Source organism: Citrobacter sp. UYEF32, assembly GCF_040546205.1.
GTDB lineage: Bacteria > Pseudomonadota > Gammaproteobacteria > Enterobacterales > Enterobacteriaceae > Phytobacter > Phytobacter diazotrophicus.
Map to the genome: position 1 here is coordinate 240,634 of NZ_JBEPNI010000006.1, position 22,517 is coordinate 263,150.

Genomic DNA, 22,517 nt, shown 5'->3' on the forward strand with positions numbered 1-22,517 from the left:
AAGCACAGTGCATCGAATTTATGATCGTCATCACGAAGGTTAATTATCGTGCAGTTGAACCGCGCACGATGAGCTCCCCGGAAAAGACCCGCTCGCGGACGGTATCACTGTTGCCTTCGATACGCTCAACCACTTGTTCTACCGCGGCATAACCAATTTGCCAGGTCGGTTGTTTGAGGGTAGTGATACCGACCCCTGCCAGCTCAGCCCATTCCAGCTCATCAAAGCCGAGCAGGCCGATATCGCTGCCCCAGTGCAGACCAATGCGTTTCAGCGAGCGGGCAACTTGCAGCGTCAATGCGCCATTGGCAGAGATCACCGCTTTGCGCATCCCACGGTGGCGAGAGTGGAACTGGCGCAGGGCGTTATCGATCTGGCTGGCTTCGTGTAGCGGCGTTTCGGCGTTTTCTGCCACCACGCCGGGGTAGCGGGCGAGCGTGGTTCGAAAGGCATCCAGGCGTTCCCGCCGCGTATTCACCGTGCCCAGCGGTTCGCTGAGGAACAGCAAGGCTTCAAAGCCTTGTTCAATCAGGTGTTCCGTGGCGGTGGTGGCAGCCTGGGTGTTATCTAACCCCACGACGTCACAGGCGAAATCGGGGATCTTACGGTCAATCAACACCATGGGCAGGGAGGATTGCTGCAGGCGGTTTAGCCCCTCTTCGCGCATCCCCACCGCGTTCACCACGATGCCTTCTACCTGATAGCTACGCAGCAGGTCCAGGTAGTGCAGCTCCTGATCGACTTCGTTGTTGGTATTACAGACCAGCGGGGTGAAGCCTTTTTCCCGGCAGGCCGCTTCGATTCCGCTCAGCACATCTACGGAATAGGGGTTCGTGATATCGGCAATAATGAGGCCAATCAGGCGAGTGCGCCCGTGCTTGAGGTTGCGCGCCATCAGGCTGGGGCGATAATCGAGTTCGGCAATGGCATGTTCAATTCGCGCCAGCAAGGCATCCGACAGGAGATGTTTTTCACCATTCAGATAGCGTGAAATGCTGGTTTTGCCCGTTTTTGCCGCTTTCGCGACATCGCTGATGGTCGGGCGCGTCGTTTTCGCCATAAATGCTTCCCTCGCGGTAGTTGTGAGACCACACGATAGCGCGAAAATCCGCACTGGCAAGGGGGAACATCCCGCTTATCGCCTTCTGCGTGGCCATCATGCCGTTTAATTCTTTGCCAATTTGCCGCGCGTGTGGATGATAGAGCGCGACATCCATTATTTCATAAGACAGCGAAACGACGCTGTCGCCACCTGCATGCATCAGGAGCGCGCTTTGGCAAACTCTGCAGTTAAAACAGTTCTTACGGCAGCCCACTGGGGGCCGATGTTGGTCGAAACCGACGGCGAAACGGTGCTGTCATCACGCGGGGCGCTTCCCACGAACCACCCTAACTCGCTGCAAACGGTGGTGCGCGACCAGGTCCACAGTAAAACTCGTGTCCGCTTTCCTATGGTCCGTAAAGGCTTTCTGGCATCTCCGGACAGCCCGCAGGGCGTTCGCGGCGAGGATGAATTCGTCCGTGTCTCCTGGGATGATGCGCTTGCCCTCATCCACCAGCAGCACAAACGCATTCGCGACGAACATGGCCCGGCATCCATTTTCGCCGGATCGTATGGCTGGCGCTCAAACGGTGTGTTGCACAAAGCGGCGACCCTGTTGCAGCGTTATATGAGCCTTGCTGGTGGCTATACCGGCCATCTGGGGGACTACTCCACCGGTGCTGCGCAGGCGATCATGCCGTACGTGGTCGGCGGCAACGAGGTGTATCAGCAGCAAACTAGCTGGCCTCTGGTGCTGGAACATAGCGATGTGGTGGTGCTGTGGAGCGCCAACCCGCTGAATACGCTGAAAATTGCCTGGAATGCCTCGGATGAGCAGGGTATCGGCTATTTCGATGCCTTACGCAAAAGCGGCAAACGGCTGATCTGCATCGATCCGATGCGATCGGAGACCGTCGATTTCTTTGGCGACAGTATGGAATGGTTAGCGCCGCACATGGGGACCGATGTGGCGATGATGCTCGGTATCGCCCATACGCTGGTAGAAAACGGCTGGCAGGATGAGGCATTCCTGGCGCGCTGCACGCAAGGCTATAGCGTCTTTGCAGATTACCTGACCGGGAAAAGCGACGGCGTGGCGAAAACGGCAGAGTGGGCGGCGGATATTTGCGGTATTCCGGCGGCGAAAATTCGTGAACTGGCAAAACTTTTCCACGAAAACACCACAATGTTGATGTCCGGCTGGGGAATGCAGCGCCAGCAGTTTGGCGAGCAGAAACACTGGATGCTGGTGACCCTGGCGGCGATGCTGGGCCAGATTGGGATCCCCGGCGGCGGTTTTGGCCTGTCGTATCATTTTGCCAACGGCGGTAACCCTACGCGCCGGGCGGCAGTACTGGCCTCCATGCAGGGGTGCGTTAAAGGCGGCATTGAGGCGGTCGAAAAAATTCCCGTGGCGCGCATTATTGAAGCGCTGGAAAAACCGGGAGCCTTCTACCAGCACAATGGTATGGACCGACACTTCCCGGATATTAAATTTATCTGGTGGGCGGGTGGCGCCAACTTTACCCACCATCAGGACACGAACCGGCTGATTCGCGCCTGGCAGAAGCCGGAACTGGTCGTCATTTCCGAGTGTTTCTGGACGGCGGCGGCAAAACACGCGGATATTGTCCTGCCTGCCACCACATCGTTTGAACGTAACGATATGACCATGACGGGCGACTACAGCAACCAGCATCTGGTGCCGATGAAGCGCGTGGTGCCCCCGCGCGATGAAGCGCGTGACGATTTCGAGGTGTTCGCCGATCTCAGCGAGCGTTGGGAAGCGGGCGGACGTGAGCGCTTTACCGAAGGTAAAAGCGACCTCGAATGGCTGGAAACCTTCTACAACATCGCTGCGCAGCGTGGTGCCCCGCAGGGCGTTACCCTGCCGCCGTTTGCCGAGTTCTGGGAAGCGAATGCCCTGATTGAAATGCCAGAAAGCGAAGAGAATGCCCGCTTTGTACGCTTCGCTGATTTCCGGCGTGACCCGCAGGCGCATCCGCTTAAAACCGACAGTGGTAAAATCGAAATTTACTCGGCGCGCATTGCCGGTTTTGGTTATGCCGACTGCCCGCCGCATCCGATGTGGCTTGAGCCGGATGAATGGCACGGTAATGCCCGACCAGAGCAGTTGCAGCTTCTTTCTGCTCACCCGGCGCATCGTCTGCACAGCCAGCTTAACTATTCATCACTTCGCGAGCAGTATGCGGTGGCGGGGCGCGAACCGGTGACGTTGCATCCGAGCGATGCGAAAGCGCGCGGCATCGCTGATGGCGATCTGGTGCGTGTCTGGAACCAACGCGGACAGGTGCTGGCAGGCGCCGTGGTCAGCGAAGGGATCAAGCCCGGAGTGATCTGTATTCACCAGGGCGCCTGGCCGGATCTTGAGCGTGCCGAAGGGGGGATCTGTAAAAACGGCGCGGTTAACGTGCTGACAAAAGATCTCCCCAGCTCAAAGCTGGGGAATGGCTGTGCGGGGAATACCGCACTGGTATGGATGGAAAAATACAGCGGTCCGGCGCTTACGCTGACGGCGTTTGATCCGCCTGCCAGTTCATAATCCAGGTCGGGTGCTGCGTCTCTTCCTGCCAGGCGCTGTCCTCTATGCGAAAGCCCTGCGCGTGATAGAAATTCACCGCCCGCTCGTTTTTCTGGTACACCTCCAGGCTTAAGGCATTAAAGCGCTGCTTGACGTGATCAAGCAGTGCGGTGCCGATCCCTTTGCGCAGCGCCTTCGGGCAGACGAACAACGCCCCGATATACTGTGAGTCCATTACGCTTATAAAGCCGTACAGCTTGCCTTCTTCCTCCCAGACCCAGGTGCGGGCCGACGGGAGATAAACTTCCCGCACCAGCATCTCGCTGTCTTGCCAGTAGGTTGCCGCAATAAACGGGTGCGCATAGGTGGTGCTTTCAAGCCACAGGCTCAACAGAGGAGACAAATCTTTACTGTGCCACTCTCGGATCATGCCGACCTCCGGGGTGACAGAAACAGTCCGTAATATGGTCATTAACCAGACCGCAAGCTTGCATAAAGGAGTAGCAGATGGTGGTGCCGACAAATTTGAAGCCGCGTTTTTTTAGCGCCTTTGACAGGGCGTCTGACGCGGGCGTTGAGGTGGGAATGTCGCCGAGTGTGGCGGCCTGGGTAACCTGCGGCTCGTTTTCAACAAACGACCAGACAAACGGGGCGAAAGGCTCGCCATTTTGTTCCATGGCAAGCAAGGCGCGGGCATTGCCGATAATCGCCTCAATTTTGCCGCGATGGCGAATAATTCCGGCATCCAGCATCAGGCGTTCGACATCCTCTGGCCCCATCGCAGCCACTTTTTCAGGATCGAACTGATGAAAGGCATTACGGTAATTTTCGCGTTTTTTGAGTACCGTAATCCATGATAAACCTGCCTGTTGTCCTTCAAGGCAAATCATCTCAAACAATTTTTTACCGTCTGTTTGCGGTACGCCCCATTCTTTATCGTGATAAGCAAGATAAAGGGGGTCTTGAGTCACCCAACCACAACGCTGCATATCCTTCTCCGTTGCTGATGTTGATCAAAATTATGTAAGTTGCAGACTTGACGCGACTGCTAAAAAGACAATAGTTAGGTAAGGGATATCTACCCTCGCCTTTTGCCCAACAAAAACGATAACAAATACGCCGTTTTGGCTCTTTTGTGGAGTCGCATTGATGAAAATTAAAAACAGTGGCCGTTTGATAGCGGTAGTGCCTGCTTGTCTGCTTTTTAGCCATGCTGCATTTGCCTGGCAACAAGAATATATCGCGATCGATTCGCAAAATAATATGCCGCAACGCTATACATGGGATAGCGATCACCAGCCACGTTATAACGATATCCTGGAAGAACGCATTCGCTCGGCGCAGAGTGGGCCTGGCGTTGCCTTTAATCTGCCCGATAAAACGCCGATGGATGCCGTCAGCACTATGAGTATTGGCCTGAATATTCCACTCACAGGCAATGTGATGACCGGGCCGGTGGCCGTCTGGCATTACGATGGCTCTACGACGTCAATGTACAATGAATATGGCGACAGCGCGACCACGTCGCAATACAGCGATCCGCTCTGGCACGCGACCGTCAGTTCCCTGGGATGGCGCGTGGATAGCCATATTGGTGACTTTCGTCCATGGGCGCAAATTAGTTACAACCAACAGTTCGGGGAAAACGTCTGGAAATCACAATCCGGGCTGAGTCGCCTGACCGCGGCGAACCAGTACGGCAACTGGCTGGATGTGTCTGTCGGTGCCGATATGCTGCTTAATCAACATTTCGCCGCTTATGCCTCAATGTCGCAGTCGGAAAACTCGCTCACCGGGCCGAATTATCTCTACAGCATGGGCGTCAGCGCCCGTTTTTAAAGATCATTTAATACAAAGTGATCACAATTAAGAAACAATAAACACGCGCTCTGTATCGATAGTATGTACTAACTCACCTGAGAAAATAAGGTGAGTCTGTGTTTCGAAATGTCATTCATTCCTGCATATATGCATTTCATTCCCCGCTTACTGCATTTCATGCCTTTTTAGCCCTGGCATGAAATGCGCTTCGTTATTGTTGTCCGCAGTGAATTCCCTTAATTTTCTCTGCAGGACAACTGCCATGAATACATCATCCTTGAATCGCACACGCTGGCTGACGCTGGCTGGCACCATCATCACACAATTTGCGTTGGGATCTGTTTATACCTGGAGCCTGTTTAATAGCGCGTTGGCAGACAAGCTGGGCGAGCCGGTAAGCCAGGTTGCGTTTTCATTTGGTTTGTTAAGCCTGGGGCTGGCGTTATCTTCCTCCATCGCCGGGAAACTGCAGGAACGTTTTGGCGTAAAACGGGTGACCATAGCGTCTGGCGTGCTGTTGGGTATCGGCTTTTTCCTGACCGCCCACTCCAACAACCTGACGATGCTGTGGCTAAGTGCGGGTGTGCTTGTGGGGCTGGCGGATGGCGCCGGTTACCTGCTCACCCTCTCCAACTGCGTGAAATGGTTCCCGGAACGTAAAGGGCTGATTTCCGCCTTCGCCATCGGGGCTTATGGCCTGGGCAGCCTGGGTTTTAAATTTATCGACAGCCACCTGTTGGCCACCGTTGGCCTGGAACAGACCTTCATGATCTGGGGGGCGATGGTGCTGGTGATGATTGTCTGCGGCGCGATGCTGATGACTGACGCTCCGCAACAAAAAGTGGGTGCGGTCAATGGTGTGGTGGAAAACGACTTCACGCTGGCGCAGTCCATGCGTAAACCGCAATACTGGATGTTAGCCGTAATGTTCCTGACCGCCTGCATGAGTGGCCTGTATGTGATTGGCGTAGCGAAAGATATTGCGCAGGGCATGGTGCATCTTGATGTGGCAACCGCCGCCAATGCGGTCACCGTTATCTCTATTGCGAACCTCACCGGTCGCCTGGTGCTGGGCATTCTGTCCGATAAAATCGCCCGCATCCGCGTTATTACCATTGGCCAGGTGATTTCACTGGTTGGCATGGCAGCCCTGCTGTTTGCGCCACTGAATGCGGTTTCCTTTTTCGCGGCGATAGCCTGCGTAGCTTTCAATTTCGGCGGCACCATTACCGTGTTCCCGTCGCTGGTCAGCGAGTTCTTTGGTCTGAATAACCTCGCGAAAAACTACGGTGTGATTTACTTAGGTTTTGGTATTGGCAGTATTTGTGGTTCGATTATCGCTTCGCTGTTTGGCGGTTTCTATGTCACTTTCTGCGTCATCTTCGCGCTCCTGATTGTCTCCCTGGCACTTTCCACGACCATCCGTCAGCCGCAGCGCAGCGTGTATAAACCAGCACATGCCTGATTCTTCCTCTGCTTTACAAAAAACCGCCGCCATAAACTGTCGGCGGTTTTTTATTACCCTTACGTGCGGGCTTTTCTGAGGCTCCCCTGACAACGACTATTCTTAATGGCAGGTCTTCCAACAGAAGGAGTTGCACATGTCGTTAGAAAAAGTGGTGTATCGGGCGAAGGCGAAAGCCACCGGAGGCCGTGACGGCAGAGCCATCTCTTCCGATGGCGTTCTGGATGTGAAACTGGGCGTGCCAAAAGAGATGGGGGGAGCCGGTGGGGAGGTGACGAACCCGGAACAACTTTTCGCCGCCGGGTATTCGGCCTGTTTTCTCGGAGCGTTAAAACATGTCGCGTCGGTAGAAAAACAGCGCCTACCGCAAGAGGCTTATATTGAAGGCACCGTGGGCATTGGCCCTTTGCCGACCGGGTTTGGTATTGAAGCGCAACTGGATATTCACCTGCCAGGAATGGATCATCAGGCAGCACAGGAATTGGTGAAAAAAGCCCATATAGTGTGCCCTTATTCCAATGCGACCCGCGGCAATATTGACGTTAAGCTGAACGTAATCACTGCCTGAATACTATTCAGGTGTCAGATAGTGTGTTTCCGGTTATATAATTTTGTAAATGTATGACCGGATCACACTCCGGACAGACACTTTTTCCTTTCCTTGTGGTCTACTTATCCGCGCTTAAGAAGTTCCTCAATTAACTTCCCTTGCGTTTAATGCCCGATCGGTGCTGCTACAAGCGCTGAGCGGCTTTGTTTTCCCTTTTTCCAGGGTTGCTTGCATGAGTTATTTAAAAGCAATGACTCAGCAGAAATTGAGTTTTCTGCTGGCGTTGTATATTGGCTTGTTTATGAATAGCGCAGTTTTCTACCGTCGGTTTGATGGTTATGCGCAAGCGTTCACCGTCTGGAAAGGACTCTCTGCGGTTGTTGAACTGGTTGCCACTGTCCTGGTGACTTTCTTTTTATTACGTGTGCTCTCATTGTTCGGGCGCCGGGCCTGGCGTGTACTGGCATCGCTGGTGGTGCTGTTTTCAGCAGCAGCCAGCTATTACATGACCTTCCTGAATGTGGTTATTGGCTATGGCATTATCGCTTCGGTGATGACCACAGACATCGATCTCTCCAAAGAGGTGGTGGGCTGGCAGCTCATTGCCTGGGTGGCGATTGTCAGTGTTATGCCGCTGTTGTCTATCTGGAATAACCGCTGTCGCTACACCCTGTTGCGCCAGTTGCGTACGCGCGGCCACCGTGTGCAGAGCGTGACCCTGGTAGTCCTGGCCGCGCTGCTGGTATGGGGGCCCATTCGCCTTCTGGATTTGCAGCAGAAGGAAGAAGAACGGACATCGGGCGTGGACATGCCGAGCTATGGCGGCGTGGTAGCGAACTCTTATCTCCCTTCCAACTGGCTTTCAGCGCTCGGGCTGTACGCCTGGGCGCAGGTAGACGAGTCGTCGGATCATCGTTCCTTGATCAACCCGGCGGCGAAATTCAGTTATGTCGCGCCGGACGACATCAATGACACCTATGTCGTGTTTATCATTGGTGAAACGACGCGCTGGGATCACATGGGCTTACTCGGTTACTCGCGTAACACCACGCCAAAGCTGGCGCAGGAGAAAAACCTGGTCGCTTTCCGTGGCTACTCGTGTGATACCGCCACCAAGTTGTCGCTGCGGTGTATGTTCGTACGTGAAGGTGGGGCTGAGGATAATCCCCAGCGCACGTTAAAAGAGCAAAACGTCTTTTCCGTGCTAAAACAGATGGGCTTCTCTTCCGACCTGTATGCGATGCAAAGCGAGATGTGGTTTTACAGCAACACAATGGCAGACAACATTGCCTATCGTGAACAGATTGGCGCGGAGCCGCGTAATCGGGGCAAGAGCGTTGACGATATGCTGTTAATTGATGAGTTGCAGCAATCGCTAAATAACAACAAGCAGGGTAAGCATCTGATTATTCTGCATACCAAAGGTTCGCACTTCAATTATACCCAGCGCTATCCCCGTAGCTTCGCACAATGGACGCCGGAGTGTGTGGGGGTGGACGATAAATGCAGCAAAGAAGAGTTGATCAATTCGTACGATAACTCCGTCACCTATGTGGACTATTTTATCGACAACGTAATCGACAAGCTGCGCGATAAGAAAGCGATTATCTTCTATGCGGCGGACCACGGTGAGTCGATTAATGAGAAGGAACATCTGCACGGTACGCCGCGTAAGATGGCGCCGCCGGAGCAGTTCCGCGTACCGATGATGGTATGGATGTCGGACAAATATCTGCAAAACCCGGACAAGGCGAAGATGTTTGCACAGCTCAAACAGCAGGCGGAGATCAAGGTACCGCGCCGCCATGTTGAACTGTACGACACCATCATGGGCTGCCTGGGATATACCTCGCCAAACGGCGGGATTAATGAAAATAACAACTGGTGCCATGTGCCTGCTAACAAGGTAAATTGAGGCGCTGGCGGCTTTCTCGCCAGTCAGTTGGCTTTTTTACATTAAGGGATTGACGGTCGGGGTGTGTGGCAGTAAGATGCGCCCCGCATTCGGTGATTGGCGCAGCCTGGTAGCGCACTTCGTTCGGGACGAAGGGGTCGGAGGTTCGAATCCTCTATCACCGACCAAATTCGAAAAGCCTGCTCAACGAGCAGGCTTTTTTGCATCTGTTTCAATGAGGATGAGAACCTCCGGGGGCAGGGAGGTTCGACCCGAGCGAAGCGAGAGAACGTTGCGTCAGCAACGGCCCGCAGGGCGAGCCACGCAGTGGCGAGTAATCTCTATCACCGACCAAATTCGAAAAGCCTGCTCGTTGAGCAGGCTTTTTTGCATCTGTGGTTTTGTAGCCCTGGCAAGCAAAGCGCCGCCGGGGTGGTGATATTGAACCGCATCTCCCCCTCACCCTGGCCCTCTCCCCAAAGAGGAGAGGGGATCGTTCGTGCTCGCATTTTTGTGGGGATTCCTCAGCCCTCAAGGGAGAGGGGGAAAACCAATGCGGCCTGCTTGCCTGGTGTCTTGGAGGGTGGCAGATATCCACCATTTTATGCTGGCACCCACGGAACCTATCTTCTGGCTCCCTGGCGAGAAGGTTAGGAGAAAATCATCCGCTTCTGTTACCGTTCCATCACCTTATTTCACCCTGCCGCGTCACGGTTTTGTGACATAATCCATTGTATTTTTTTATATATAGTTCGATCTTTTTTCGCGTTGCTTATGGATAGAGTTAGCATTTTACGCTGTGCGTTTTAACGTTCGCGGTATTAATCGCTCAGATATTCATCATTCCGCAAGAAATTTTTCATAATCTGCTCAAACGTTAAACACCAACCTGAGATGATTCTCAAGCTTATTATTCTGCCCATAACGGCATAGCACAAATTTACCTGCTGAAAATAGCAGCTTGAAGTTTTTTTTAACTTTGTTTGTTGATTCTCATCAACGATGTAAATCCCCGTTACCTGTATTGACGTTTTGACATTCTATTGACAGATTGTAGGGCATGAGGGGCATTTCATGGAGAATCTGCACTGCAACTCAGTCAATCTCGTGAAAGGATTTCCCGTCTCTCATAGCTTCCGATAAGTCCAGGCAAAAATCTAATAACGGCCTGTCGGATAACCCAGCGCAAGGGTAACAACACATATCACATTGGAGCAGAATAATGAGTATTTCCTTGAAGAAGTCAGGGATGCTGAAGCTTGGTCTTAGCCTGGTGGCTATGACTGTGGCGGCCAGCGTGCAGGCAAAAACCCTGGTTTATTGTTCAGAAGGCTCGCCTGAAGGCTTTAACCCACAGCTTTTCACTTCTGGTACTACTTACGATGCCAGCTCTGTGCCGATTTATAACCGTCTGGTTGAGTTCAAAACCGGTACTACTGAGGTCATTCCGGGTCTTGCTGAGAAGTGGGATATCAGCGCCGATGGCAAAACCTACACTTTCCACCTGCGTAAAGGCGTGAAGTGGCAGGACAACAAAGATTTCAAACCGACGCGTGAATTCAACGCGGACGACGTCGTATTCTCCTTTGATCGTCAGAAAAACGCCCAGAACCCGTACCATAAAGTCTCTGGCGGCAGCTACGAATATTTTGAAGGTATGGGCCTGCCAGACCTGATTAGCGAAGTGAAGAAAGTCGACGACAACACCGTTCAATTCGTGCTGACCCGTCCGGAATCTCCGTTCCTGGCTGACCTGGCAATGGACTTCGCGTCTATTCTGTCCAAAGAATACGCCGACAACATGCTGAAAGCCGGTACGCCGGACAAAGTTGACCTGGATCCGATCGGTACCGGTCCGTTCCAACTGCAACAGTACCAGAAAGATTCCCGTATTCTGTACAAAGCGTTTGAAGGTTACTGGGGCACCAAGCCGCAGATTGACCGTCTGGTCTTCTCCATCACGCCTGACGCTTCCGTACGTTATGCCAAACTGCAGAAAAACGAGTGCCAGGTTATGCCGTACCCGAACCCGGCTGACATCGCTCGTATGAAACAAGACAAAAACATTAACCTGATGGAGCAGGCTGGCCTGAACGTCGGTTACATGTCTTTCAACACCGAGAAGAAACCGTTTGATGACGTGAAAGTGCGTCAGGCGCTGACTTACGCGGTAAATAAAGAAGCGATCATCAAAGCCGTTTACCAGGGTGCTGGCGTAGCCGCGAAAAACCTGATTCCGCCGACAATGTGGGGCTATAACGACGACGTTAAGGATTACACTTACGACGTTGAGAAAGCGAAACAGTTGCTGAAAGAATCCGGCCACGAGCAGGGCTTCACCGTTGAGCTGTGGGCGATGCCGGTACAGCGTCCGTACAACCCGAACGCTCGCCGTATGGCTGAGATGATTCAGGCTGACTGGGCGAAAATCGGTGTTCAGGCCAAGATCGTCACCTACGAGTGGGGCGAGTACCTGAAACGCGCCAAAGCGGGTGAGCACCAGGCTGTAATGATGGGCTGGACCGGCGACAATGGGGATCCGGATAACTTCTTCGCAACCCTGTTTAGCTGCGCTGCGGCGAAAGACGGTTCCAACTACTCTCGCTGGTGCTACAAGCCGTTTGAAGACTTGATTCAGCCGGCTCGCGCAACTGACGACCACAACAAGCGTATTGAACTGTACAAACAGGCTCAGGTAGTGATGCATGACCAGGCTCCGGCACTGATCGTCGCGCACTCCACCGTGTATGAGCCGGTGCGTAAAGAAGTCAAAGGCTACGTGGTTGATCCGCTGGGCAAACACCACTTCGAAAACGTGTCAGTTGAATAATAGGCACGATGCCTGAGTCCCTCCTCCCTTTCCGGGGGGAGGGTTTTTGTTCCTTATTCCTCCGGGAAAAGGCCTGGATAGAGTGGGATTTTCCCGTTTATCCAAACATTTGTGAGCAATACAGACGCACTACCGCCAGGTGCATGCGTCACTACAGAGAATCCGGGTTATGTTGCAGTTCATCCTCCGACGTCTGGGGCTAGTTATCCCGACGTTTATCGGTATCACCCTTCTCACCTTTGCCTTCGTTCATATGATTCCCGGTGACCCGGTGATGATCATGGCAGGTGAGCGTGGTATCTCTCCTGAGCGTCATGCCCAGTTGCTGGCAGAGCTTGGTCTCAACAAGCCGCTGTGGCAGCAATACGTCAACTATGTGTGGGGCGTGTTGCATGGTGATTTAGGGATCTCTCTTAAGAGCCGTCTTCCGGTGTGGGACGAGTTCGTACCGCGTTTTAAAGCGACGCTGGAACTCGGCGTCTGCGCCATGATTTTCGCGGTGGCTGTCGGTATCCCGGTGGGCGTAATGGCCGCTGTGAAGCGTGGTTCCATTTTTGATCATACCGCCGTGAGCCTCGCGCTGACCGGTTACTCCATGCCTATCTTCTGGTGGGGCATGATGCTGATCATGCTGGTGTCGGTACACTGGAACCTGACGCCGGTATCCGGGCGCGTCAGTGACATGGTGTTCCTTGATGACAGTAACCCGCTTACCGGTTTTGTGCTGATCGACACGGCTATCTGGGGCGAGCAGGGTAACTTTATCGATGCCCTGGCGCACATGATTCTGCCTGCCATCGTGCTGGGGACAATCCCGCTGGCGGTTATCGTCCGTATGACCCGCTCCTCGATGCTGGAAGTGCTGGGCGAAGACTATATCCGTACCGCGCGCGCCAAAGGGTTAACCCGTATGCGCGTTATCATCGTCCATGCGCTGCGTAATGCGATGCTGCCGGTGGTGACCGTTATCGGTCTGCAGGTCGGGACATTGCTGGCAGGCGCGATCCTGACGGAAACCATTTTCTCCTGGCCGGGCCTGGGCCGCTGGTTGATTGACGCGCTGCAACGCCGCGATTATCCGGTTGTGCAGGGTGGGGTATTGCTGGTCGCGACGATGATCATTCTCGTCAACCTGTTGGTCGACCTGCTCTACGGCGTGGTGAACCCGCGTATTCGTCACAAGAAGTAAGGGGCCATCATGTCACAAGTTACTGAAAATAAAGTTATCTCTGCACCGGTCCCGATGACCCCGCTGCAGGAGTTCTGGCACTATTTCAAGCGTAATAAAGGCGCGGTTGTTGGTCTGGTTTACGTGATCGTGATGCTGCTTATCGCTATCTTCGCGAACGTGCTGGCGCCGCATAACCCGGCGGATCAGTTCCGCGATGCGCTGCTGGCGCCACCGGTCTGGCAGGATGGCGGCACATGGTCGCATATTCTGGGTACCGATGACGTAGGTCGCGATACCCTGTCGCGTCTGATGTTTGGCGCGCGTCTGTCGCTGCTGGTCGGCTGTCTGGTAGTGGTGCTGTCATTGATCATGGGGATTATCCTCGGCCTGGTGGCGGGCTACTTTGGCGGCGTTATCGATAGCATCATCATGCGTGTTGTCGACATCATGCTGGCCCTGCCGAGCCTGCTGCTGGCGCTGGTCCTGGTGGCGATATTTGGTCCTTCGATAGTCAACGCATCGTTAGCGCTCACTTTCGTCGCCTTGCCGCACTATGTACGTCTTACCCGTGCCGCGGTGCTGGTGGAAGTTAACCGCGATTACGTGACGGCTTCCCGCGTAGCGGGGGCTGGCGCGATGCGTCAGATGTTCGTCAATATTTTCCCTAACTGCCTTGCGCCGCTGATTGTTCAGGCGTCGCTCGGTTTCTCGAACGCCATTCTCGACATGGCCGCCCTCGGCTTCCTTGGCATGGGCGCGCAGCCGCCAACACCGGAGTGGGGCACTATGCTCTCCGACGTGTTGCAGTTCGCGCAAAGTGCCTGGTGGGTCGTGACCTTCCCTGGTCTGGCGATCCTGCTGACGGTGCTGGCATTTAACCTGATGGGTGACGGCCTGCGTGATGCGCTCGACCCCAAACTGAAGCAGTAAGAGGTTCGAGATGGCGTTATTAAATGTTAATAAATTATCGGTGCATTTCGGCGACGAAGGCAGCGAGTTTCGCGCAGTAGACCGCGTAAGCTACAGTGTGAATCAGGGTGAAGTGGTTGGCATCGTGGGGGAGTCTGGCTCTGGTAAATCGGTCAGTTCGCTGGCGATCATGGGGTTGATTGACTTCCCAGGCCGCGTAATGGCGGAAAATCTGGAGTTTAACGGTCAGGATTTGAAACGCATTTCGGAAAAAGAGCGCCGCAGTCTGGTGGGGTCCGAAGTAGCGATGATCTTCCAGGATCCGATGACCAGCCTGAACCCCTGCTACACCGTCGGTTTCCAGATTATGGAAGCGATCAAAGTGCATCAGGGGGGCAACAAGCACACCCGCCGCCAGCGCGCAATTGATCTGCTCAACCAGGTCGGTATTCCCGATCCGGCATCAAGGCTGGACGTTTATCCTCATCAGCTCTCCGGTGGGATGAGTCAGCGTGTCATGATTGCGATGGCGATCGCGTGTCAGCCGAAACTGCTAATTGCCGATGAGCCAACGACTGCGCTGGACGTGACTATTCAGGCGCAGATTATTGAGCTGCTGCTGGAGCTACAGCAAAAAGAGAACATGGCGCTGATCCTGATCACCCATGACCTGGCGCTGGTGGCCGAAGCGGCACACAAAATCATCGTGATGTATGCAGGCCAGGTGGTGGAAACCGGGGCGGCGAAAGATATCTTCCGCGCACCGCGTCATCCGTATACCCAGGCACTGCTGCGGGCATTGCCGGAATTTGCGCAGGATAAAGCGCGTCTGGCGTCGCTGCCAGGCGTCGTACCCGGTAAGTATGACCGTCCGAATGGCTGTCTGCTGAACCCGCGTTGCCCCTACGCAACGGACCGATGCCGCGCCGAAGAGCCTGCGCTGAACACCGTTGACGGTGGGCGCCAGTCGAAATGTCACTACCCACTCGATGATGCCGGGAGGCCCACACTATGAGTACGCACGAGGCCGCCACGCAACCGCTGTTGCAGGCTATCGACCTGAAAAAACACTACCCGGTGAAGAAGGGGCTGTTTGCCCCGGAACGCCTGGTAAAAGCGCTGGACGGCGTATCGTTCACCCTGGAACGTGGCAAAACGCTGGCTGTGGTTGGTGAATCCGGTTGTGGTAAATCCACGCTGGGCCGTCTGCTGACAATGATCGAAACCCCGACCGGTGGTGAGCTGTACTACCAGGGGCAGGATCTGCTTAAACACGATCCGCATGCGCAGAAGCTGCGTCGCCAGAAAATCCAGATCGTGTTCCAGAATCCATACGGTTCGCTGAACCCGCGCAAGAAAGTGGGACAGATTCTGGAAGAACCGCTGCTGATTAACTCCTCCCTGAGCAAGGCGGAGCGTCGTGAGAAAGCGCTGGCGATGATGGCGAAAGTCGGCCTGAAAACCGAGCATTACGACCGTTACCCGCACATGTTCTCCGGCGGTCAGCGTCAGCGTATCGCTATTGCCCGTGGTCTGATGCTGGACCCGGACGTGGTGATCGCCGACGAACCGGTCTCCGCGCTGGACGTTTCTGTTCGCGCGCAGGTGCTGAACCTGATGATGGACTTGCAGCAGGATTTGGGGTTGTCCTATGTGTTTATCTCCCACGACCTGTCCGTGGTGGAACACATTGCCGATGAAGTGATGGTGATGTATCTGGGCCGCTGCGTCGAGAAGGGTACCAAGGACCAGATCTTCTCTAATCCGCGTCATCCGTACACCCAGGCGCTGCTCTCTGCGACGCCGCGCCTGAACCCGGACGATCGCCGCGAGCGCATCAAGTTGACCGGCGAGCTGCCGAGCCCGCTGAGTCCGCCGCCGGGTTGTGCGTTTAACGCCCGCTGCCGCCGCCGCTTCGGTCCCTGCACCCAGTTGCAGCCGCAGCTCAAAGACTACGGCGGTCAACTGGTTGCCTGCTTCGCGGTCGATCAGGATGAAAACGGCGAGAAACCACAGGCCTAACGCGCTGAAATAAAAAACCGGAGCCATGTGCTCCGGTTTTTTTATGCCTTTCCGAATGCGCGAATTGCTTATCCGGGTTACCGTTCGTAGCCCCGGTAAGCGCAGCGCCACCGGGGACTGCGGGTTTTAGCTCATCGGCTCACTGTCGTTATCAATCGGCGACCAGTCCAGCTTGCCCTGCTCGCGCACCTGACGCCAGGCGAGGAAGGTTAGCATCACCGTCACCACCGCATAGGCGAAAGTCACCGTTGGCGAGGCGTTAACCGCCATCTGGTGTCCATGAATAAAACCAAAGAAGGAAAGTACCGTGGCGGCAGCGGCATAGACCGCGGCCCAGTTAAAACGACGGTCAATGATAAACGCGGCAATCGCCCCCATCATCAGCCCTGCCAGCACGGCACCCCCACCGGTGGTGGCCATACCGTTATAGAGCACGCCGTTATTGGCCATATTGGTCATCACCTCAGCAGGCAGATTCACCGTGTTCGCTCCCGCCGCATTCAGTGCGCCATCGACCTGCGTTTTCGCCCACTCCGCGATATTCGGCACCAGCGCCAGAATAATGGCGGGCGCATGACGTTTCGGCGACACCTGGAACGCCTGTGCGCCAATCACCAGCCCGATAAACAGCAGAATCGGCACTATCGCGACCAGCGGAATGATCGACAGCAGCAGTGCGGTAAGCCCCAGGAAACAGACAATCGCCATCGCAATACCGGTCGCCAGCGAATAACCGATACGCCCGCCCATCGCTTTCCAGCCGGGGTGGCCGATATAGACCGCAGGCGGGAACGGCGAGCCCAGCAGCGCACCGACAATCGCCCCCACGCCATCTGCCGCCAGCACCGCACGCAGGTTATAACTGTCGCCACCTACGGCGGCGGACTCCACGTTATTGAGGATTTCAGTAAAGTTGAAGATACCCAGCGGGATAGCCGTCACCAGCAGCGGCCAGACCAGCTCCGACGGCACGCTGAACACATCGCCGGTAAGGGAAGGCAGATGGAGCGCAAAATTGCCGGTTGCTTCTTTTACGGCAGCCGGGTTCATGATGTCGCTCAGACCCAGCAGCGTAGCCCCCCAGCCGAGCACGCAGCCAACGATGACCACGGCCAGCCCACCCGGCAAACCGAACGGCAGACGGACATTCCCGACCCAGTTGAGCAGGATAATGGCGAAGCAGATGACGCCAATCCATGCGGTATCAAACATCTGATAAGCCGGGCGCATCGCGATAAAAGCAATCGCGATCCCGGCCAGCGTCCCCAGCATAGCGGCACGCGGAGTATATTTACGGATGGTCGGGCCAACGACAACGCCGAGCAGGACAATAACGCCGACGAACATCGCCCAGATAAGACCCAGCTTCCACGCCAGCATCCAGTCTTTATGAATCAGCAGCGTAGGCAGCATCACCACAAAGACCACGATAAACATATGCGGCACGCTGGGGCCATAAGGCAGGGCGGTAACATCATTGCGGCCTTCGCGCTGGGCTAATTTCCAGGCAAGCCAGGCATAGAAGAGATTTCCGAGGGGAAGTGCAATGCCCAGAGCAGGCAGGATACGACCATAAACTGTTGTTGCCGGGATTTGCGCGACGTACAGTGCCAGCCCGGAGAGCACCAGCACATTCAATAACACATTCGTGAACAGACCAAAAAAAGCATTTAAATCGCCCGCGACCCAAAGCTGTGGCCGATGAGCGAGATTTCCTTGCGCCATGATCCTACTCCTGACGTTATCAAGCTGTCATAAAGTGGCCGGTATAAGCTCTCCAGCCTCCCAAAGAGGTAATTTCTTTTTGTCCTTCTACCAGCCAGGGTTCGGCCAGCACACCCAGTACTTCACTACCGTCACTCAACTCGACCTTACCGACACATAATCCGGCAGGTTCTTTTAGCAGGATCTCGCCAAGCCCGGCAGGCGGCACCGCCCAAATTTCCAGCGCAATCTGCCCGCCCTCTCCGGGTGTGCGAATCATGCCTGGGTGATTATCATTAATGCTCCAGCAGCGGTAGCAGGCGGCGGTAGTGTCTTCACGAACAAACTCAGCCCGTGCGGCAATCATATTAGGATTAAGCACAAGGCCACGCATTAATGTGCCATTAACGGCCAGTAAAATCTTATTACTTATCATGGTTTTTTGCTCAGAAAAGTGTGCAGCGTTAGCGGGTAAAACGGGTGCCACCCTTGCCGCTTAGCGCGCGGGAAATGCCCTGCGGCGTGGTAATCAGGCCCAGCCCCTGCGGCTGAGCGCGTAAATAAGTCAGCATGGCTTCAATTTTCGGGGCCATGCTGCCTGCGCCAAATTCGCGGCTTTGCAGCAGCGCTTCTGCTTCGGCGAGTGAAAGCTGGCTAAGCCAGCGCTGCGTTGCCGCCGACAGCGACGACAGCGACCTTACCGCTACACACGATCGTTCCCTTGCGACAGAGCCGTCAGCCCGGCAATGAAGCAGGCCAGCGGTGCGGTGGTAATACCCGCGCCAATTTGTCCGACCCCTGCCAGCTTATGGGCGATTCCGGTATTGATAATGGGCAGAATATTGCTATCGACAACGCGCCGCGCATCAATGCCGCAGCCGCTGCCCACAAAATTGAGGGCGGGCAGGGTAAATGCCGGCTGGGTGGTTAAGGTAATTTCATGCATGGCCTGGCTGTGTCTCACCGCATCGGCCGGGGTGCCGCCAACAAATTTCACGATAGCCGGTGACGCCGCCATGGCAAAACCGCCAATGCCTGCGGTTTCCGTAATGGCCGAGTCGCCCAGATCCGCCGCCGCATCATTAACTCCAAAACCGGGGAAGAACAGGCCATCAACCGGGTTAGCCGGAGCCTGAAACCAGCGATCGCCGGTCCCGGAAAGACGGATACCGAAGTTGACGCCGTTGCGTGCCATCACCGTGACCATGGAACTGTGCGGGACATTGCTGGCGGCATCGAGCATCGATTTGCAAGCCGCCATGGAGAGATTCAGGAAGAAGTGATCGTTGGCCGCGATAAACTCCAGCACTTCCGGGCCCTTTTCAATGCGGGCCAGATGGGAGGCCAGGCGGCGAAAGAACAACCCGCTGGCCGCAACGTTGCGGTTATGGCATTCATCACCCATATGTAGCGCCTGGGCAATCATTGGCTTAAGTTCAATATCGCCGCTCATGGCGAGGGCTTTCTTGAGCACCGGCGCCAGCACATCGGCCATCCAGCGCAGGCGGGTCAGGACCTCTTCGTGATTGGCCCCAAAGCGCAGCACTTTCCCGAGCCCTTCGTTGAAATTACAGTAGGCCCGGTTGCCATGCGTTTTGTTCTCTACTATCCAGACAGGCATGGAAGGACTGATAATCCCCGCCATTGGCCCGGTGGCGTGGTGGTGATGGCAGGGTTCCAGCGCGACCTCGCTATTTGCCGCCATTAGCATGGCCTGCTCAACGCTGTCGGCCCACCCTTCGAGCACAATCGCGCCGGCAATCGCCCCTTGCATTGGGCCACACATGTCTGCCCAGGCGATGGGCGGACCAGCGTGCAAAATTTTGCATTCTGCTGCCAGCGCCGGAATGGCTTCCTGCGCTGTACTGATTCCGATCAGCACCGGTTGCGCATCCAGGTAGCGCTGCAACGCGATGTCATTTGCCGCATCCACGCGGGTATCCGCCATTAATTTCGCCAACATCCAGTTAGCCTCTTCGTCGCCGAATGCGGCGGGCTGCCATTGCAGATGCAACACATCCCCTCCTGCATCTCGCAGATTATTGGCGAAACTCTCCAGACCCAGGTTGAGCACGCTGAGCGGTTGTTGAAATAACGTCGTCATAATCTATTTCCGTTGAAGGGCTACAAAAGCCGCCAGTCGCGCGGCCTCGATATTGCTGTCCGCCACCAGAACGCCAGCCTGTTCTAAACATTCAATTTGCTGCTGACGATCCTGAGGATCGTCTTCGGTCCCGCAAACGTGCGCAATCAGCAAAAGGTGTCGCTGCGCTTGTGCGGCTTCTTGCCGCAGCGTATCCAGCACAGGCAATAACGTGGCGCAAGGATCTGCGCTGGCGCCGTAGCCCAGAACAATGTCAAACAACAGGACGGCCGTGGTGGGATCGCGACCTTCCGACAACAGGCGTGCGTTGCGCAGTTTGGGGTCAATCATGGGATGCGGTCGGCCCTGGGTGAATTCGTCATCCCCCATATCGACCAGACTATGTCCGGTACCCTGCTGACGGCTGCGTAACTCCGTAGCCCCACGAACAGGGGCGTTGGATTCACATGACAGCCCCGCCGCCAGCAGGGCGAGTTGTGCTTCGTAACAGAATGTGCCACCGGCGAATACGCCGCGAATGTCTTTTTGTTTTGCCGCCATTGCCCCAATGCTGTCCCGGGCTTTGGCGAGGAGAGATTCCCTGGTGCTGGTCTCTTTGGGCGCCTTTTTACCCTCTAACGTGGCTACCGCGATCTCCGCTGCGTGACGCAGACTGAGTGCGGGTATGACGCCTTCATATTGCAAACTGTGCTCGTCGGCGCCCAGAAAATGGACGACGACGGGTTTTTCACACTGGCGTGCGCAGGCCAGTACTTTTTGCATAATCCCTGGTGCTGGTGGTTTAGAAATAAGAACAATAAGTTGTGTTTCAGGATCTTCTGCTAACAGGGTGATGCCCTGAATCATGCTCAGACCGCCGATAGCTTCGTGCAGATCGCGCCCGCCCGTGCCGATGGCCTGCGACACGCCAGCGCCAAGATGGTGAATATGGCAACTGACCTCTTGTAGTCCGGTCCCGGATGCTGCCACCAGGCCAATAGCGCCGCGTCGTACCACATTGGCAAAGCCCAGCGGCAGACCGTTGATAATGGCGGTACCGCAATCCGGCCCCATGACCAACAACTGGTTCTGACTGGCATAACGCTTGATGGCGGCTTCTTGATCTTCCGGAACGTTATCGCTGAATATCATCACGTGCAGACCGTTGCTCAGCGCTTTCAAGGCTTCGGCAGCGGCATAGCGGCCTGGCACAGAAATCAGGGCAAAATTGGCCTCCAGCGCGTCGTGCAGACCCATAGCGATACTGACAGGTACACGCTGTGTCGCGCCGGAAACAGGCTCGACTGCCGACGGGCGCAGCAAGGAGGCCGCGAGTTCCAGCGCCGCTTGCGCAGCGGCTTCGCTGGCTTCCAGCGCAATTAACAGATCGTTAGGGCGCGCGTCGATGACAATGTCCATGCCCGCGTCACGCATGCGTTCAATATTAGCCGGGGTCGCCATGGCGACAGATGCTTGCTCTACCCCATCCAGCGCGTTGAGTTTGGCGGAAATCTGCATAAGGGAAACGGAGTCCTTATACAGGTTCGGGAAACATTGATAGTGCAGTGTCATCTTTTATCCTTGAGCAAAAACGGTACTCATTTTGCTGCTTACTACGTTGTATCGGTCTGCCGGAGCGTCATGGGCGCAGCGCCGCAATGACCTCCGCTGAATGGCTCACCCAGCCGACAATGGCGCCCTGGGCTTTGATCATCGCCAGCGCCGCCTGATGAAATTCCGGAAAGTAGGAGGCGCAGCAATCTTCCGGAATCACCAACTCATAGCCACGATCATTGGCTTCACGGGCGGTACTCTGCACACACACCTCGGTGGTGACGCCGCAGATAATGAGCGAGGCGATGCGGTGAGATTGCAGAATGAGATGCAGGTCAGTGGCGTAAAACGCCCCTTTGCCTGGCTTATCAATCACCGGCTCGCCGGGCTGTGGCGCGAGTTCGGGAATGATGTCGTGGCCCGGCTGGCCTCGCACCAGAATGCGGCCCATCGGACCGGGCTCGCCAATAAAGGTTTTACCGCCACGGGTGCGTTTTGCGGGCAGGCAGTCGCTGAGGTCATCACGGTGTCCTTCCCGGGTATGAATAACCAGCAGACCCGCCTCGCGAGCGCTTTTCAGCAATGCGGCACAGGGTTCGATCGCACGGCGAACAAGGGAGACGTCATTGCCAAGGGCTTCGCCAAAACCACCGCGTTCAACAAAGTCGCGCTGCATATCAATCACCACGAGGGCGGTGGTGGCGGGATCGAACTGAAAGTCAAAAGGTTGAGCTTTAATCGTGCGCATAAACGTTCCTTTGTTGATTCGCCTTTCATTGGAGTGTACGGAGTGATAACGCCGTGTGCGCAAAAAGCTTTTCTGCCTGAACCTCAAAAAATATGAGGCATCTCTGTACGCGAAAACGCCATAATGCGTAAATCGTGAACTGGCGAGGCTTTAGGCGTACAAGCGCCGGATTTGGGTAAAAA

20 protein-coding genes, 1 tRNA gene and 1 other RNA gene are annotated in these 22,517 nt (G+C 55.3%); 12 read left to right on the forward strand and 10 right to left on the reverse strand.

Annotation, left to right across the window (positions count from 1 at the left end):
* Window positions 1-43 precede the first annotated feature (43 nt).
* Both ABIB59_RS18630 and ABIB59_RS18635 read right to left on the reverse strand, forming a co-directional pair.
* A complete protein-coding gene (locus ABIB59_RS18630; protein ID WP_039080189.1) occupies window positions 44-1,060 on the reverse strand; it encodes a LacI family DNA-binding transcriptional regulator in 1,017 nt (338 codons plus the stop codon).
* The gene (locus ABIB59_RS18635; protein ID WP_146158920.1) at window positions 972-1,262 is read right to left on the reverse strand and encodes a hypothetical protein; all 291 of its coding nucleotides are present in this window, start codon (window positions 1,260-1,262) and stop codon (window positions 972-974) included. The genes ABIB59_RS18630 and ABIB59_RS18635 overlap by 89 nt, the downstream gene beginning before the upstream one ends.
* Between ABIB59_RS18635 and ABIB59_RS18640 the strand changes: the two genes are divergently transcribed.
* A complete protein-coding gene (locus tag ABIB59_RS18640) occupies window positions 1,257-3,605 on the forward strand; it encodes a molybdopterin guanine dinucleotide-containing S/N-oxide reductase (protein WP_335256576.1) in 2,349 nt (782 codons plus the stop codon). The genes ABIB59_RS18635 and ABIB59_RS18640 overlap by 6 nt on opposite strands.
* Here the strand turns inward: ABIB59_RS18640 and ABIB59_RS18645 are convergent.
* On the reverse strand, window positions 3,568-4,014 hold the full coding sequence (locus ABIB59_RS18645) for an N-acetyltransferase (protein WP_108700470.1): 447 nt from the start codon (window positions 4,012-4,014) through the stop codon (window positions 3,568-3,570). The genes ABIB59_RS18640 and ABIB59_RS18645 overlap by 38 nt on opposite strands.
* Window positions 3,992-4,573, reverse strand: coding sequence for a DNA-3-methyladenine glycosylase I (gene tag / locus ABIB59_RS18650; protein WP_039080192.1), 582 nt, complete (start codon window positions 4,571-4,573; stop codon window positions 3,992-3,994). The genes ABIB59_RS18645 and tag overlap by 23 nt, the downstream gene beginning before the upstream one ends.
* Window positions 4,574-4,733: 160 nt before the next feature.
* Here tag and ABIB59_RS18655 point away from each other — a divergent pair, with 160 nt between their 5' ends.
* The 11 genes from ABIB59_RS18655 to dppF all read left to right on the forward strand — a co-directional run bounded on the left by ABIB59_RS18655 (window position 4,734) and on the right by dppF (window position 16,246).
* Window positions 4,734-5,423, forward strand: a complete 690-nt coding sequence (locus tag ABIB59_RS18655) for an autotransporter domain-containing protein (protein WP_039080193.1) — start codon at window positions 4,734-4,736, stop codon at window positions 5,421-5,423.
* A 244-nt stretch (window positions 5,424-5,667) separates the two neighbouring features.
* Entirely contained in the window at window positions 5,668-6,870 is a 1,203-nt protein-coding gene (locus ABIB59_RS18660; protein ID WP_039080194.1) for an L-lactate MFS transporter, read from the forward strand.
* A gap of 136 nt (window positions 6,871-7,006) precedes the next feature.
* Window positions 7,007-7,438 carry an organic hydroperoxide resistance protein gene (locus ABIB59_RS18665; protein WP_354036540.1) on the forward strand — a complete coding sequence of 144 codons (432 nt, stop codon included), beginning with the start codon at window positions 7,007-7,009 and terminating at the stop codon, window positions 7,436-7,438.
* 214 nt (window positions 7,439-7,652) lie between these two features.
* The gene (gene eptB, locus ABIB59_RS18670) at window positions 7,653-9,335 is read left to right on the forward strand and encodes a kdo(2)-lipid A phosphoethanolamine 7''-transferase (protein WP_039080196.1); all 1,683 of its coding nucleotides are present in this window, start codon (window positions 7,653-7,655) and stop codon (window positions 9,333-9,335) included.
* A 90-nt stretch (window positions 9,336-9,425) separates the two neighbouring features.
* Window positions 9,426-9,502: transfer RNA gene (locus ABIB59_RS18675), tRNA-Pro, on the forward strand.
* Between the two features lie 32 nt (window positions 9,503-9,534).
* A non-coding RNA gene (locus tag ABIB59_RS18680) (RtT sRNA) lies at window positions 9,535-9,668 on the forward strand.
* Between the two features lie 868 nt (window positions 9,669-10,536).
* Window positions 10,537-12,144, forward strand: coding sequence for a dipeptide ABC transporter periplasmic-binding protein DppA (dppA, locus tag ABIB59_RS18685; protein ID WP_039080197.1), 1,608 nt, complete (start codon window positions 10,537-10,539; stop codon window positions 12,142-12,144).
* 169 nt (window positions 12,145-12,313) lie between these two features.
* A complete protein-coding gene (gene dppB, locus ABIB59_RS18690; protein WP_354036543.1) occupies window positions 12,314-13,333 on the forward strand; it encodes a dipeptide ABC transporter permease DppB in 1,020 nt (339 codons plus the stop codon).
* 9 nt (window positions 13,334-13,342) lie between these two features.
* Window positions 13,343-14,245 carry a dipeptide ABC transporter permease DppC gene (gene dppC, locus ABIB59_RS18695; RefSeq protein WP_039080199.1) on the forward strand — a complete coding sequence of 301 codons (903 nt, stop codon included), beginning with the start codon at window positions 13,343-13,345 and terminating at the stop codon, window positions 14,243-14,245.
* Between the two features lie 10 nt (window positions 14,246-14,255).
* Window positions 14,256-15,239 carry a dipeptide ABC transporter ATP-binding protein gene (dppD, locus tag ABIB59_RS18700; RefSeq protein ID WP_039080200.1) on the forward strand — a complete coding sequence of 328 codons (984 nt, stop codon included), beginning with the start codon at window positions 14,256-14,258 and terminating at the stop codon, window positions 15,237-15,239.
* Window positions 15,236-16,246 (forward strand): dipeptide ABC transporter ATP-binding subunit DppF, encoded by a 1,011-nt coding sequence (dppF, locus tag ABIB59_RS18705; protein WP_039080201.1) that lies wholly within the window; start codon window positions 15,236-15,238, stop codon window positions 16,244-16,246. The genes dppD and dppF overlap by 4 nt, the downstream gene beginning before the upstream one ends.
* A 126-nt stretch (window positions 16,247-16,372) precedes the next feature.
* Here dppF and ABIB59_RS18710 read toward each other — a convergent pair whose 3' ends face one another.
* The 6 genes from ABIB59_RS18710 to ABIB59_RS18735 all read right to left on the reverse strand — a co-directional run bounded on the left by ABIB59_RS18710 (window position 16,373) and on the right by ABIB59_RS18735 (window position 22,335).
* Window positions 16,373-17,971 carry a hypothetical protein gene (locus ABIB59_RS18710; protein WP_039080202.1) on the reverse strand — a complete coding sequence of 533 codons (1,599 nt, stop codon included), beginning with the start codon at window positions 17,969-17,971 and terminating at the stop codon, window positions 16,373-16,375.
* Window positions 17,972-17,990: 19 nt separating this feature from the next.
* Window positions 17,991-18,386 (reverse strand): allophanate hydrolase-related protein, encoded by a 396-nt coding sequence (locus ABIB59_RS18715; RefSeq protein WP_107224357.1) that lies wholly within the window; start codon window positions 18,384-18,386, stop codon window positions 17,991-17,993.
* A 28-nt stretch (window positions 18,387-18,414) separates the two neighbouring features.
* A complete protein-coding gene (locus ABIB59_RS18720; RefSeq protein WP_255423272.1) occupies window positions 18,415-18,543 on the reverse strand; it encodes a hypothetical protein in 129 nt (42 codons plus the stop codon).
* Window positions 18,544-18,653: 110 nt separating this feature from the next.
* Window positions 18,654-20,054 (reverse strand): YlbE family protein, encoded by a 1,401-nt coding sequence (locus ABIB59_RS18725; RefSeq protein WP_354036546.1) that lies wholly within the window; start codon window positions 20,052-20,054, stop codon window positions 18,654-18,656.
* A gap of 3 nt (window positions 20,055-20,057) precedes the next feature.
* Complete coding sequence (fdrA, locus tag ABIB59_RS18730; RefSeq protein WP_039080205.1) at window positions 20,058-21,605, reverse strand: acyl-CoA synthetase FdrA; 1,548 nt, start codon at window positions 21,603-21,605, stop codon at window positions 20,058-20,060.
* Window positions 21,606-21,672: 67 nt separating this feature from the next.
* Window positions 21,673-22,335 carry a cysteine hydrolase family protein gene (locus tag ABIB59_RS18735; RefSeq protein ID WP_039080206.1) on the reverse strand — a complete coding sequence of 221 codons (663 nt, stop codon included), beginning with the start codon at window positions 22,333-22,335 and terminating at the stop codon, window positions 21,673-21,675.
* Window positions 22,336-22,517: the final 182 nt, after the last annotated feature.

Excerpts from the sequence above, each read along its gene's own strand:
- ABIB59_RS18630 (WP_039080189.1), bottom strand. The coding sequence starts at position 1,060 with ATGGCGAAAACGACGCGCCCGACCATCAGCGATGTCGCGAAAGCGGCA.
- ABIB59_RS18640 (WP_335256576.1), top strand. The coding sequence starts at position 1,257 with ATGCATCAGGAGCGCGCTTTGGCAAACTCTGCAGTTAAAACAGTTCTT.
- ABIB59_RS18635 (WP_146158920.1), bottom strand. The coding sequence starts at position 1,262 with ATGCATGCAGGTGGCGACAGCGTCGTTTCGCTGTCTTATGAAATAATG.
- ABIB59_RS18645 (WP_108700470.1), bottom strand. The coding sequence starts at position 4,014 with ATGATCCGAGAGTGGCACAGTAAAGATTTGTCTCCTCTGTTGAGCCTG.
- tag (WP_039080192.1), bottom strand. The coding sequence starts at position 4,573 with ATGCAGCGTTGTGGTTGGGTGACTCAAGACCCCCTTTATCTTGCTTAT.
- ABIB59_RS18655 (WP_039080193.1), top strand. The coding sequence starts at position 4,734 with ATGAAAATTAAAAACAGTGGCCGTTTGATAGCGGTAGTGCCTGCTTGT.
- ABIB59_RS18660 (WP_039080194.1), top strand. The coding sequence starts at position 5,668 with ATGAATACATCATCCTTGAATCGCACACGCTGGCTGACGCTGGCTGGC.
- ABIB59_RS18665 (WP_354036540.1), top strand. The coding sequence starts at position 7,007 with ATGTCGTTAGAAAAAGTGGTGTATCGGGCGAAGGCGAAAGCCACCGGA.
- eptB (WP_039080196.1), top strand. The coding sequence starts at position 7,653 with ATGAGTTATTTAAAAGCAATGACTCAGCAGAAATTGAGTTTTCTGCTG.
- dppA (WP_039080197.1), top strand. The coding sequence starts at position 10,537 with ATGAGTATTTCCTTGAAGAAGTCAGGGATGCTGAAGCTTGGTCTTAGC.
- dppB (WP_354036543.1), top strand. The coding sequence starts at position 12,314 with ATGTTGCAGTTCATCCTCCGACGTCTGGGGCTAGTTATCCCGACGTTT.
- dppC (WP_039080199.1), top strand. The coding sequence starts at position 13,343 with ATGTCACAAGTTACTGAAAATAAAGTTATCTCTGCACCGGTCCCGATG.
- dppD (WP_039080200.1), top strand. The coding sequence starts at position 14,256 with ATGGCGTTATTAAATGTTAATAAATTATCGGTGCATTTCGGCGACGAA.
- dppF (WP_039080201.1), top strand. The coding sequence starts at position 15,236 with ATGAGTACGCACGAGGCCGCCACGCAACCGCTGTTGCAGGCTATCGAC.
- ABIB59_RS18710 (WP_039080202.1), bottom strand. The coding sequence starts at position 17,971 with ATGGCGCAAGGAAATCTCGCTCATCGGCCACAGCTTTGGGTCGCGGGC.
- ABIB59_RS18715 (WP_107224357.1), bottom strand. The coding sequence starts at position 18,386 with ATGATAAGTAATAAGATTTTACTGGCCGTTAATGGCACATTAATGCGT.
- ABIB59_RS18720 (WP_255423272.1), bottom strand. The coding sequence starts at position 18,543 with ATGGCCCCGAAAATTGAAGCCATGCTGACTTATTTACGCGCTCAGCCG.
- ABIB59_RS18725 (WP_354036546.1), bottom strand. The coding sequence starts at position 20,054 with ATGACGACGTTATTTCAACAACCGCTCAGCGTGCTCAACCTGGGTCTG.
- fdrA (WP_039080205.1), bottom strand. The coding sequence starts at position 21,605 with ATGACACTGCACTATCAATGTTTCCCGAACCTGTATAAGGACTCCGTT.
- ABIB59_RS18735 (WP_039080206.1), bottom strand. The coding sequence starts at position 22,335 with ATGCGCACGATTAAAGCTCAACCTTTTGACTTTCAGTTCGATCCCGCC.